At 69.3% G+C, this 12,520-nt stretch carries 10 protein-coding genes; 2 read left to right on the forward strand and 8 right to left on the reverse strand.

Annotation, left to right across the window (positions count from 1 at the left end; genetic code table 11):
* Positions 1-8: 8 nt before the first annotated feature.
* From ABZX92_RS16400 to ABZX92_RS16420, 5 genes are all read right to left on the reverse strand, one after another.
* Positions 9-356, reverse strand: coding sequence for a hypothetical protein (locus tag ABZX92_RS16400; RefSeq protein ID WP_355559327.1), 348 nt, complete (start codon positions 354-356; stop codon positions 9-11).
* Entirely contained in the window at positions 343-1,080 is a 738-nt protein-coding gene (locus ABZX92_RS16405) for a hypothetical protein (RefSeq protein WP_355559330.1), read from the reverse strand. The genes ABZX92_RS16400 and ABZX92_RS16405 overlap by 14 nt, the downstream gene beginning before the upstream one ends.
* 112 nt (positions 1,081-1,192) lie before the next feature.
* Positions 1,193-4,480, reverse strand: a complete 3,288-nt coding sequence (locus ABZX92_RS16410) for an error-prone DNA polymerase (protein WP_355559333.1) — start codon at positions 4,478-4,480, stop codon at positions 1,193-1,195.
* A gap of 60 nt (positions 4,481-4,540) precedes the next feature.
* On the reverse strand, positions 4,541-6,043 hold the full coding sequence (locus ABZX92_RS16415) for a DNA polymerase Y family protein (protein WP_355559336.1): 1,503 nt from the start codon (positions 6,041-6,043) through the stop codon (positions 4,541-4,543).
* The gene (locus ABZX92_RS16420) at positions 6,040-6,783 is read right to left on the reverse strand and encodes a hypothetical protein (RefSeq protein WP_355559338.1); all 744 of its coding nucleotides are present in this window, start codon (positions 6,781-6,783) and stop codon (positions 6,040-6,042) included. Before ABZX92_RS16420 ends, ABZX92_RS16415 begins: the two co-directional genes overlap by 4 nt.
* 355 nt (positions 6,784-7,138) lie before the next feature.
* Between ABZX92_RS16420 and ABZX92_RS16425 the strand changes: the two genes are divergently transcribed.
* On the forward strand, positions 7,139-7,834 hold the full coding sequence (locus ABZX92_RS16425; protein WP_355559341.1) for a hypothetical protein: 696 nt from the start codon (positions 7,139-7,141) through the stop codon (positions 7,832-7,834).
* Complete coding sequence (locus tag ABZX92_RS16430; protein WP_355559344.1) at positions 7,831-8,532, forward strand: hypothetical protein; 702 nt, start codon at positions 7,831-7,833, stop codon at positions 8,530-8,532. Before ABZX92_RS16425 ends, ABZX92_RS16430 begins: the two co-directional genes overlap by 4 nt.
* Before the next feature lie 42 nt (positions 8,533-8,574).
* Here the strand turns inward: ABZX92_RS16430 and purH are convergent, their stop codons facing one another.
* From purH to ABZX92_RS16445, 3 genes are read right to left on the reverse strand one after another with little or no spacing between them, the layout of a single operon-like run.
* The gene (purH, locus tag ABZX92_RS16435; protein WP_355559347.1) at positions 8,575-10,158 is read right to left on the reverse strand and encodes a bifunctional phosphoribosylaminoimidazolecarboxamide formyltransferase/IMP cyclohydrolase; all 1,584 of its coding nucleotides are present in this window, start codon (positions 10,156-10,158) and stop codon (positions 8,575-8,577) included.
* Positions 10,155-10,772 carry a phosphoribosylglycinamide formyltransferase gene (gene purN / locus ABZX92_RS16440; protein WP_355559358.1) on the reverse strand — a complete coding sequence of 206 codons (618 nt, stop codon included), beginning with the start codon at positions 10,770-10,772 and terminating at the stop codon, positions 10,155-10,157. The genes purH and purN overlap by 4 nt, the downstream gene beginning before the upstream one ends.
* A 52-nt stretch (positions 10,773-10,824) precedes the next feature.
* Complete coding sequence (locus ABZX92_RS16445) at positions 10,825-12,387, reverse strand: DUF6350 family protein (protein ID WP_355559350.1); 1,563 nt, start codon at positions 12,385-12,387, stop codon at positions 10,825-10,827.
* Between the last annotated feature and the right edge of the window lie 133 nt (positions 12,388-12,520).

The following is a 12,520-nucleotide window of genomic DNA, read 5'->3' on the forward strand; positions in this document are numbered from 1 at the left end:
GTCAACTCCTACACGTGGTACGTCTTGTCGAGATCGAGCTTGTTGACGCTCTCGGTCCGGTCGTACTCGTCCGCGATCTTGCGCAGCGTCGCGTCGATCTGCCCGAACTCGACGGCCGCGCCCTGCAGCAGCTTCTCGATGTACTCGCGAAACTCGTTGTACTGGCGGGCTTCCGCATCGGCGTTGATCATCCCCACGCCCAGAGTCACGAGGTCGCCCACGAAGAACGCCGTGGGCGCGAGCCACGTGCGTTGCACCGCCGACACGATCGGTGCGGTGTCGTCCACTCGCCGCTGCCAGATCTTGGCCTCGTCGCGGATCTTCTGGGTGACGACCCTGAAGTCATCGTTGCCCATCCTGGTCCCTCCCCCTCAACACGTTGAAGTCCGAGAAGTACGCGTCGTCGTCCTCGTCGCTGCCGCCACGGCCGTGCGGCCGGGCAGGAGGCCGTTCGCCGGGGTCGATCCCGAGGCCCGCCCTGACGAACAGCTGCAGGGCCTCCTCGGACAGCACCGTGTCCGACGGGTTGTCCAGCGCCTGGGGGTCGCCGTGAATCGCGACCGGTCCCCCTGCCCGCACCTGCAGAGTGAGGTAGCCGAGCGGACTGCGGATGTCCGTGACCTCCAACGGCTTCTGCTGGTGCTGCCGGCGACGGATGGCGTCGTACTGGTCGGCCATCGCGTTGATCCGAGCCGTCGTCCTGGCCTGCCACTCCTGCGGTGAGAGGCGGACCGGATCCGCGAAGGCGGCGGGAGGGGGTGCACTCGGCTGCTCCGGCGGCCGGTGCGCGAACTCCACGGCGAACGCGCGCTGAACCGCGGTCACGTAGGTGTTGTAGAGCGCGGCCGGAAAATGCTCTGGCCTGAGATGTTCGAACCAACGCGCCCGAACGCGGACGTTCGTCACCTTCCGGTTCTTGTTCACGGTGACGATGACGAATCCGCTCGGATCGCGTGCCTCGTAGGTCTCGGCGGGCTCCAGCTCCCGGCCGTCGAGACGCGTGAGCTCAGCGAGATGCGCGCGCGTTCGCGGATCGTCGGGAACGTGGAGCTCAGCCAGCTCAAGGTCCTCAAGCGGCATGTCACCCCCAGTGCGCGTTCGATCACTCCTTGTTCAACATAGCGGCAGCCGACGGATGCCGCAGCGGCAGTGAAGGTGTCGCCGGGCTCGTCCCTGATCTTCGCCGCTGAAGTCAGCGGAAGTCGCGGGACTTCGACGGAATCCGCAGGTCCAGGTGCTGCAACCGGTCCGCCATCACGCTGACCACGCCCTCCGCCGACTCCACCACGCCTCGCACGAGCATCGCCCCGCTGCTGCGCGCCACCCGCCGGTACCGCGCCCACAAGCCCGGCGAGCACACGACGTTCACCATGCCCGTCTCGTCCTCGATGTTGAGGAACGTGACGCCTCCCGCGGTCGCCGGGCGTTGGCGGTGGGTGACCGCGCCGCCGATGAGCACGCGGGTGCCGGGCTCCACGGAGGACAGTGCGGCGGTGGGCAGCGCGCCCATGGTGTCCAGCTGGGACCGGACGAACTGGGTCGGGAAGCTGTCCGGCGACAGACCCGTGGCCCAGACGTCCGCCACCGCCAGCTCGACCTCGTCCATGCCGGGCAACGACGGTGCGTCCACCCCGACCGTGGTGCCGGGCAGGCGATCCGGGCGGATGGCGGCCACCGCACCGGCTGCCCACAGCGCTTCCCGGCGTTCCAGCCCGAAGCACGCGAAGGCACCGGCCGTGGCCAGAGCTTCCACCTGCGCTGTGGTCAGCTGCACACGCGAGCCGAAGTCCTCCATGTCGCGGAACGGTTGCGCCTCAACGATTCGCGCAGCATCCGACGAACCGATCCCGCGCACCGCCTCCAAGCCGATGCGGACGGCGTTCTTGCCCTCGAACAGCTCCAGGCCCGCGTGAGGCAGTGACCGGTTCACGCACGGGCCGTGCACCACCACGCCGTGGCGGCGGGCGTCGATCACCAGGGACTGCGGCGAGTAGAAGCCCATCGGCTGGGCGCGGAGCAGGGCCGCGCAGAACGCCGCCGGGTAGTAGAGCTTGAACCACGCACTCACGAACACCAGGTGCGCGAACGACAACGCATGACTTTCGGGGAAGCCGAAGTTCGCGAACGCCAGCAGCTTCGCGTAGATGCGGCCGGCCAGCTCCTCGTCGATGCCCTGAGCAGCGCAGCCCTCGTAGAAGCGATCACGCAGGCGTTCCATGCGAGCCGTCGAACGCTTGGCGCCCATGGCCCGGCGCAGTTCGTCGGCCTCGGCGGCGGTGAAGCCGGCCACGTCGACCGCGATCTGCATGAGCTGTTCCTGGAACAACGGCACGCCGTAGGTCTTCTTGAGCGCGTTCTCCAGCAACGGATGGTCGTAGTCCCACTTCTCGACCTTGTTGCGGCGCCGGATGTACGGGTGCACCGAGCCGCCCTGGATCGGACCCGGCCGGATCAACGCCACCTCGACGACGAGGTCGTAGAACTCGCGCGGCTTCAAGCGCGGCAGCGTCGCCATCTGCGCGCGGCTCTCCACCTGGAAAACGCCTACGGAGTCGGCTTTCTGCAGCATCTCGTAGACGCGTTGATCATTCAGCGGCACCTTTCCCATGTCCACCTCGACGCCCTCGTGCTCGCGCACCAGGTCGATCGCGTAGTGCAGGGCCGAGAGCATGCCGAGGCCCAGCAGGTCGAACTTCACCAGCCCGATCGAGGCGCAGTCGTCCTTGTCCCACTGCAGCACCGTGCGGTTGGGCATGCGCGCCTTCTCCACCGGGCACACCTCGCTGACCGGGCGGTGGCAGATCACCATGCCGCCGGAGTGAATGCCCAGGTGCCGCGGGAAGTTCTCCAGCTGCGCGGACAGCTCCAGCACGTCGCGCGGGATGTCGCAGTCGTCGGTGGTCGTCGTGAGCGGGCCCCACCTGTCTATCTGCTTGCTCCACGCGTCCTGCTGTCCCGGCGAGTGGCCGAGAGCGCGGGCCATGTCGCGCACGGCGGACCGCGCGCGGTAGGTGATGACGTTCGCGACCTGGGCCGCGTGCCGGCGGCCGTACTTCTCGTAGACGTACTGGATGACCTCCTCGCGCCGGTCGGACTCGATGTCGACGTCGATGTCGGGAGGGCCGTCGCGGGCGGGCGCGAGGAAGCGTTCGAAGAGCAGGTCGAAGCTGACCGCGTCCACGTTGGTGATGCCGAGCGCGAAGCACACCGCGGAGTTCGCCGCGGAGCCCCGGCCCTGGCAGAGGATGTCCTTGCGCTTGCAGAAGTTCACGATGTCCTGCACCACCAGGAAATACCCCGGGAAGCCGAGCTGTTCGATGATCTTCAGCTCGTGCTCGATCTGCAGGAACGCCTTCTCGTTGTCGTCGCCGTACCGCCGCCGCGCGCCCTCGTAGGTGAGCTTGCGCAACCAGCTGCTCTCGGTGTGGTCCTGCGGCACGTCGAACGGCGGCAGCTGCGGCGCGACGAGTCTGAGGTCGAACGCCAGCTGCATGCCGAGCAACGCGGCGTTGTGCACGGCACCGGGGTAACGGCGGAACCGGTGGAACATCTCCTCGCCGCTGCGCAGGAACGCGGCGGGTGACGGCGGCAGCCAGCCGGCCATGTCGTCGAGGCTGCTCCTGGCCCGCACGGCAGCCATCGCAGCGGCCAACCGGCCTCGGCTCGGGGTGGCGTAGTGCACGGCATTCGTTGCCACGACCGGAAGTTTGAGGTCCTGCGCCATCGCGAACAGGAGGTCGTTGCGCTTGCTGTCCTCGGGCAGGCCGTGGTCGGTCAGCTCGACGTGGACACGTCCTGTGCCGAACAGGTCGGTGAGCCGGACGATCTCCTGGTACGCCGCCGCCGGGCCCTCCCTGGTCAAAGCCCTGCGAACGGTTCCCTTGCGGCAGCCCGTCAGCACCACGACCTCACCACGGGTGTCCGCGACGATCTGGTCGATGTCGTAGACCGGTTTGCCCTTCTCCGCGTCCTTTCGGAGGTGGCCGGTCGTGAGCGTGCGGCACAACCGGTGGTAACCCTCCTGTTGGCGCGCAAGGAGAAGCAGGTGATCACCTTCGGGATCCGGTTCACCGTTGGCGGGCTTCGAGAGCCCGACGCTCAGCTCGGCACCGAACACCGTGTGCATGCCGAGCTCCTTGGCGGCCTCGGCGAACCGGACCACGCCGTACATGCCGTCGTGGTCGGTGATCGCGATGGCGTCGAGCTTGAGCCGTTGCGCCTCCTCGACCAGCTCCTCGGGGTGGCTCGCGCCGTCGAGCCAGCTGAAGTTGCTGTGGCAGTGCAGCTCCGCGTACGGCACGCGCTTGCGGGTGACCGCGAGCTCGTCCACGCGCAGCTCGAAACCCGGCGGCGCGGTGTACCGGTCGCGGTGGCGTGACCAGCCGGGACCGTCGCCGCCGTCGGGTTTCTGCTCGACGGGTTTGCCGGAAAGAGCGCGTTCCAGCTCCTTCCAGCGGACCGGTGGGTTATTCCAGCCCATCGGGTGCCTTGCGCGGCAACGGGATCAAGATCTCCAGCAGATCCCAGTACTCGTCCTGCATCAGTCGTACACCCCTTCCAGAAACCACCTCTGGTCCCTGCGGATCAGCAGGAACGCCTGGTCCGGCGTCTGCACCTGGATGCGCGCCGCCCGGTGCGAGTCCGGCGCCCACCACCGCTCGTCGACCGGCCACGGTCCGGCCCACGCGGTCACCTCCTGCGTTCTTCCTCTCACGGCAAGGCTTTTCGGTTGCGCGGTGAGTTCGAGACGGCCGGTCACGCCGACCTCGTTGCCGGCCGCGTCCTTCAGGACGGCCGGGTCGTCGGCGAGAGTCGCCGGAGCTCTGGTCAGGCGGCCGGGCCACGGGTGGTCCGGGTTCTGCGCCGGCACCCGTTCATCACCCCACGGCACGAGCCTGACCCGCTCCTTCGGGCCGCGGCCGCCGTCGAGCACCGGCGTGAGCACACCGTCCGGGCCGAGCAGACCCTGGACGTGCAACAACGCCCGCACCGCGCGTTCGTCGTCGTGGCCCCACAAACCGAGCTGCAGCGCCGTGCCGTTGACGACCTCGACCGGTTCGAGCGTGAGCGTCCTGATGCCGGACGTGAGCCGCTCGCGGGTGAGCCAGCCGTCGAGCTGCCAGCGCACGCGATCCGCGATTCCCCGTGGTGTCAACGGTTCCGCGGCCCGCCACACCCGGTGCAGCTCCTCGTCGTTCTCGGTGCGGGCGTGGATGCCGAGCCTGGTGCAGGCGAGACCGCGGTTCGCGAGGTTCTCGTGCAGGCGTTCGGAGAGGATCTTCGCGGCGAACGCGGCCGCGTCGATGCGCTCGACCGGATCGTCGAAAGTCTCCGCGACGGCCAGCTCCGGCGCGGGTTTGCGCTTGTCGAGCGGGCGTTCCGGCAGGCCGCGGGCCAGGCGGTGCTGACGCGTCGCCGGGCCGCCGAACCGGGACGCCACCGCGTTCTCCGGCACGTCCGCGAACGCGCCGAGGGTTTTGAGGCCGAGTCTTCTGAGCAGGTCCACCAGTTCCGGGGCGTCGAGCTCGTGCACGCCCAACGGCCGGAGGAACTCCGCCGTCTGGCCCGGCGGGACGATCACGTTGCGGTGCGCGGCTTTCGTGGCCGCGAACAGGCTGTCGGCCACGCCCACCTGGGCTTCCGCGCCGGTCCGGGTCGCGATGTGGTCGACGATGCGTTCGGCTGCCTGCTCGGCGGAGGAGAAGTAGTTGACCGGGCCCTGGGCCGGCACCGCGACCAGTCCCGGTTGCACGACCTCGATGCCGGGCGCGAGCTCCTCGACGGCCTCGGCGACCGGCTCGAAGAACCTGGCGTCGCGCTGCGGATCGTGCTCGAACGTGACGAGCTCCGGGCACATCGACTCGGCCAGGCGTTTGCGCATGGCCCTGCGGATGCCCTCGGCACGCGCGACGGCCGAGGTGGAGACGATCTCGTTGCCGTCGAGAACGGCCACCGGCACGTGCTGGCCGGTGCCGGTGGCGGTGCAGGCGGCGACGACGGGCCAGTCGGGGCACCAGATCGCGAGGAGACGGGTGTCCTTCACGCAGGACGACCCCGGGTTGTAGCCCGCTTGGCGGCCAGCTCGTCGACCTCGTCCGGACCGGCATCAGCCGGCTCGTCGGACCTGGTCGGCTCACCGGCCACCAGCGGGAGCTCGATTTCTTCTTCACCGAACGTCAGCAGCACCTGCTTGGGCTTGCCCGCCGAGCCGCGGCCACCGCTGCGCACGCTGATCTCCTGACGCCGCAACGTCTCCGCGCCGTCGTCGAGCGGATTCCAGCGCACGGAATCCGCGGTCAGCTCCACGTCGGCCGAGGGCCAGGACCCGAAAACGATCAGGACGGCACGGCGTTGGCGTGCTCTCGCGGTGAGACGCCTCGCCAGCGAGGGAGGCAGTGGGCAGGCGACGGCGACCAGGTCGATGCCGTCCAGCAGGGCTGCGATGACAGGGCCGGGATCAGCTCCGGGACGCGGGACGAGTGCCAGCCGCTGCACCGAGACCCCGAGCTCGGCCGCGGCCAGCACGCCCACCTGCGGCAGGCCGACCACGGCGGCCCAGCAGCCGTCCGCGGTCGCACCCGCGAGCAGGGCGAGCAGCAACGATGTCGATCCGCCCACCGACACCGTGCTGCCTCGCCGCAAGCCGCCCCACGGCAGCAGGCCTGCCAGTTCCCCGCGAACCGGCAGCACCCGCCCCGTGGTGTGGTCGGTGGTGGTGCTGGTCAGCTCGCTGGCCCGGTTCACCCCGAACGCAGCCAGCGACGCCGTTGCCGACCTGGACACTCCACCCACCTCCCTGCTCGGACCGTGCGCACCCCTGTGCACGGCCGCCGAGGGAAGTTCGGCGACTTGCTTATTCGAACTCCTGTTCGAACGAACGGGATGATCGTAGCGCGCGAGCGCACCCCTGTGTCAATGCCGGAGCGTCACTCTTTCGGAGGACAAGCGGACGCCTGCCGCGAAGGGATCTCGTCGTGCAGACCAAGCTCTGGCTCACCCTTTCGGCGGACCGGCCTACACGCACCAACGAGGTCCTCTACGGTGCGTTCAGTCACCGGGGAATGACCACGTGTGCTTGGAGCCAGACCAAGAGGCAGGCCATGTCGACACTCGTGGCCGAGGAAGTACTGGAGAAGTTGTGAACCAACCGCCACAGGGATGGCACCAGCAACCGCAGCAGCAGGACTGGCCCCAACCACCTCAGCAGGGCGGTTACCCGCCGCCGGGGTACCCGCCCCAGCAGCAGAAGGGCAAGGGCCCGGTCATCGCGATCGTGATCGTCACCGTGGTCGTGCTGCTCGGCGGACTCGGCACCGGCGCGTTCTTCTTCTTCAACGCCCGCAAGGACCACGGCTACCCGCAGCGAAGCGACGCGTTGCCCGGGAAGTGCGGCAGCGTCTCCGCCGAGACGCTCGCCAAGGCCCGCACCACGAACCCGGACGGATCGATGTCGAGCCAGCCGGACGACGAGACCACCAACTGCCACTGGCAGCAGACCGAAGGGCGCGACGGCCCCGGCTACCGGGGGCTGTGGGTCAAGATCTGGCAGGGCGACGGCAAGTTCAAGTCCATGGGCGAAATGATGCTGTCCGACAGCACCACCAAGGAGATCGGCGCGGTCAGCGGCCTGGGTGACGAGGCCAAGGCGTACGAACGGGGCCGGCCGAGCGAGTCCACCGCCGAGTACGCGCTCATGGTGAGCAAGGGCGACCACGCCGTGCTGGTCGAGTACTCGGGCTCGGATCCCGGTCTGTTCAGCCTGGGCAAACCCGACATGGACGAACTCCGGGCGACAGCGACTGCCGCCATGAACGACATCCTGGGCAAGTTGTGACCTGGCCGCAGCAACCACAGCAGCACGGCTGGCAACAGCCAGGCTTTCAACAGCCGCCGCAACAAGGCTGGCAGCCTTACCCGCGGCAGCCGCCGAAGAAGAGCAAGGCACCGCTGATCATCGCGGTCGTCGTCGGCCTGGTCGTCATCGGCGGCCTGGTCGCCGGGCTCGTGACCTACCTCAACGTCAACTCCGACGGCGGCGAGCCCAAGCGCGCCGACCAGCTGCCTGCGTTGTGCGGCAACATCTCCGAGGCAGCGCTGGCCAAGGCGCGCACGACGAACCCGAACGGGCTCGGCTCGCACGAGATGGACATGCCGTCCGACAAGGGCAAGCGCACGATCTGCTCGTGGCACCAGACCAAGGGCGTCGACGGCAGCGGCTACCGCGGCGTCGACGTGTACGTCCAGACCGCGAGCGAGGCGAGCATGGACGAGATGGTGGCGCAGCACATGAAGGCCGCGGGCGTGCCTCAGCAGAAACCGCTCGACGGGCTCGGTGACCAGGCCACGGCGGTGCTGGTGGAGGGCAACTCCGCGCTCACGGACATCTGGATCCTGGTGCGCAAGGGCGACACCACTGTCCAGGTCGACTACACCGGCTGGGACGCGGGAATCTTCAGCAACAAGAAGCCGGATGTCGTGGAGTTCGAGGCCGCCGCGAAGGGTCTGGCCGAAGAGATGGTCGCGAAGATCTGAGAACGGGGGCCGCCTCGACGAAAGAGGCGGCCCCCGGCAACATCAGTGAGCGAAGTGGCGAGTGCCCGTCAGGTACAGGGTCACGCCGTGCTCCTCGGCCTTGGCGATCACCTCGGGGTCGCGCACCGAACCACCGGGCTGCACGACCGCGCGCACACCGGCCTCCAGCAGCACCTCCAGGCCGTCCGGGAACGGGAAGAACGCGTCGGACGCCGCGACGGCACCCTTGGCACGCTCACCCGCGCGCTTCACCGCGAGGTGCGACGAGTCGACCCGGTTGACCTGGCCCATGCCGACGCCGACGGTGGCGCCGTTGTCCGCCAGCAGGATCGCGTTCGACTTCACGGCGCGGATGGCGCGCCACGCGAACTCCAGGTCCGCCAGCGTCTTCTCGTCCGCGGGCTTGCCGCACGCCAGCGTCCAGCCGGACGGCGCGTCACCGGGGGCGTCGATCGCATCGCGCTGCTGCAACAGCAGGCCACCGGACACCGGACGCATCTCCGCACCACCGCGAGCAGGCGCCTCGGCCACCAGGATGCGCACGTTCTTCTTGCGCTGCAACACCTCCACCGCACCGTCCGCATAGGACGGAGCGATGATGACCTCGGTGAAGATCTCCGAGACGAACTCGGCCATCTCCACGGTGACCTCGCGGTTGGCCGCGATGATGCCGCCGAACGCGCTGACCGGGTCGCACTCGTGCGCCTTGCGGTGCGCGTCCGCGATGCTGACCTCCGACACCGCGATGCCGCACGGGTTGGCGTGCTTGATGATCGCGACGCACGGCAGCTCGTGGTCCCACGCGGCCCGCCAGGCGGCATCGCCGTCGAGGTAGTTGTTGTACGACATCTCCTTGCCGTGCAACTGCTTCGCCGACGCCAGGCCCGTGCGGCCGTCGCCCTGCGTGTAGATGGCGGCGTGCTGGTGCGGGTTCTCGCCGTAGCGCAGCACGTTCGACCGGTTCCAGGTCGCGCCTACCCAGCCGGGGAAGCCGCTGCCCTCGTCGTCCGGCGCGAGGACGTTCCCGATCCAGGACGCCACCGCGACGTCGTAGGTCGCGGTGTGCCGGAACGCGTCCGCGGCCAGGTGCTGCCGGTCCGCCAGGGTGAAGCCGCCGTCACGAACGTTCGACAGCACCCAGTCGTAACGCGCCGGGTCGACGACGACGGCGACGTTCGCGTGGTTCTTCGCCGACGCGCGGACCATCGCGGGGCCACCGATGTCGATTTGCTCGACGCAGTCGTCCGGGGAAGCACCCGACGCGACCGTCTGCGTGAACGGGTACAGGTTCACGACCAGCAGGTCGAACGGCGCGATGTCCATCTCGCGCAGCTGCTGGACGTGCGACTCCTTGCGCAGGTCAGCCAAAAGCCCGGCGTGCACGCGCGGGTGCAGCGTCTTCACCCGGCCGTCGAGGCACTCGGGGAACCCGGTGACCTGCTCGACCGGCGTCACCGGGACGCCCGCGTCGGCCAGCACCTTCGCGGTGCCGCCGGTGGACACGATCTCGACTCCGGCCGCGTGCAGGCCGGTGGCCAGTTCCAGCAGGCCGGCCTTGTCGGAGACCCCGATCAGGGCCCGGCGTACCGGTCGCCTCTCGGCAGAAGCGGTCCCAGGAGTGGTCACGGCATGCTCACCTTTCGTCCGTTCACGGTGCAGCCCTCACGGGCCAGCCGGCCGACCGTCTCGACGAGCAGCCGGCGTTCGACGACCTTGATGCGTTCGTGCAGGGTCTCTTCGGTGTCGCCGGGTTCGACGACCACGGCCTCCTGCGCGAGGATCGGCCCGGTGTCCACGCCCGCGTCGACCAGGTGCACGGTCGATCCGGTGACGAGCACGCCGTAGTCCAGGGCGTCCCGCACGCCGTGTGCGCCGGCGAAAGCGGGCAGCAGCGCGGGGTGGGTGTTGATCATCCGGCCGCCGAAGCGCGCCAGGAACGCCGGGCCGATGATCTTCATGAAACCGGCGGACACCACGAGGTCCGGTGCGTACGACGCGACGGCCTCGGTCAGCGCGACGTCCCAGGCGGCCCGGTCGGCGTGGTCGCGCAGCTTCACGGCGAAGTGCGGCACCCCGGCCCGTTCGGCGCGCTTGAGGCCCTCGATGTTCTCGCGGTCGGCGCCGACCGCGACCACCTCGATCGGGAGGTCGGCGTCCAGCAACGCCTGCATGAGGGTTCCGGAACCGGAGACGAGTACGACGACGCGCGCCGGTGTGGGAAGCCGAAGTTCGGTGCTCAGCGTCTACTCCTGGGCGTGGCGTGTTGTAGCAGCTCAGGGGCAGTTTAGGCCGTCACCGTTCCGGCTTGCCGTCCAGGTCCTCCTCGGGCTCCATACCGAGCATCTGGTCGAACTCCGCGTCGAAGTCTTCCTCTTCGTCCGCAACGTCTTCCTCTTCGCCGACGGGCTCTTCCTCAGGCTCGTCGGCGGGCTCGTCCTCCTCGTCAGGAAGGTCTTCTTCGACGACGTCCTCGGGCTCGTCTTCCTCGTACTCGTCGTCGTACTCGTCTTCGTCGTAGTAGTCGTCGTCCTCGAGGTCTTCCTCGACCTGGAACTCGTCCTCGTCCACCACTTCGAGCTGCTCGAACTGGTCGGTGAGCTCGTCGTCCTCGAACACGACGTCCGGGTCGACGACCTCTTCTTCCACGAAGTCCGGCTCGACGAACTCGGCGTCGCCGTCCACCACGGCCTTCGTGCGGGACCCGGCGAGCCACGCGACCAGGACGCCCGGCACCAGCACCCACACCGCCACCATCAGGGCGAGCAGGCCGGCGGGCACCGTCACGGGGTCGAACGCGCCGGACGCCAGCCGGCCACCGGCGGTCGCGGCGAGCACCAGGCAGCCCACGGCCGCGGTGATCGCGGCCACCAGCACCGCGCGGTACCGCGACGACGGCCGGTCCGACACCTTGCGGCAGGTCCAGCCGACGAACGCGCCGATCAGCGCCGGGACGATCAGCACGACCGGGCTCCACACGTGCCCGGACTCGGGCATCGCGGCCAGCAACGGCACCGGCGGCACGTCACCACCGACGAACCGCATCGGCGAGATCTCGACCCCGCCCAGCGAGAACCCGGCACCCGCGACGTACGAGAAGCCCGCGATGATCGCGTTCGGGAGATAGCCGAGGCACAGCAGGAACACGCCCAGGCCGACACCGATCGACGGACCCGCGCTCGCGAAGAGCCCGCTGGTCGTCGGCCACGAGATCGCGAGCCCGGCACCCACCGCCACCGCACCCACGCTGATCAGCGCGAACAGTGCCATGAATCCGGAGCGCAGACCGTGCAGCGCCACCGGGTCGAGCTTGTCGAAGACGATCTCGACCAGGCCGCAGCGGCGGGCGACGCCGAACGTGGCGGCGATACCGGACACGGCGGCACAGCCGAAGAACGCCACCGCGGGCGTGGCGCGCACGACGCCCTCGCCCATGACCAGCGCGATCGTGCCGCCGACGACCGCGTGCGCGCCGGCGATGCTCAGCACGACCCCGCGGGCCTGGAGTGGTTCGTAAAGACCGAGCCGGTCAGCGGCACCCGCGGCGGTGCGGGCGACGAGCAGCATCAGCAACGCGGTGGGCAGCAGCGGCAGCACGCCGAGCTGACCCGCGTCGAAGCGCAACGGCACGTGGTGCGCGGCGAGCCACGCGGGTGCGGCCGCGCTGAGCACGCCCGCCGTGGAGAAGGCCGCGTACGTGGCCGTCGCGGAGATCAGCGCGAGCAGTGCCGCCACCGCCGCGTACCCGACGACCACCGACCCGACCGCGGCCGCGATGAGCACCCGCATGTGTTCGGAGCGCGAGAACTCCGGCGGGCGCACAGTGGTCACCTCGCGAGTCGCATCGCGTTGCAGCACGGGCACTTCTCCACTGTGTCAGGCGGGCTGAGCCGTTCGGGTGAGGCACGCCGCACGCAAGAAGGGCGTCTGGCAGTGAGAAGTCCGTTGGGAACTTCTCGTGTGACGGGTCTGCGGTGGCCGGCGCCGCGGC

The sequence above is a fragment of the Lentzea sp. NPDC006480 genome, assembly GCF_040611995.1.
Lineage (GTDB): Bacteria > Actinomycetota > Actinomycetes > Mycobacteriales > Pseudonocardiaceae > Lentzea.

Excerpts from the sequence above, each read along its gene's own strand:
- ABZX92_RS16400 (WP_355559327.1), bottom strand. The coding sequence starts at position 356 with ATGGGCAACGATGACTTCAGGGTCGTCACCCAGAAGATCCGCGACGAG.
- ABZX92_RS16405 (WP_355559330.1), bottom strand. The coding sequence starts at position 1,080 with ATGCCGCTTGAGGACCTTGAGCTGGCTGAGCTCCACGTTCCCGACGAT.
- ABZX92_RS16410 (WP_355559333.1), bottom strand. The coding sequence starts at position 4,480 with ATGGGCTGGAATAACCCACCGGTCCGCTGGAAGGAGCTGGAACGCGCT.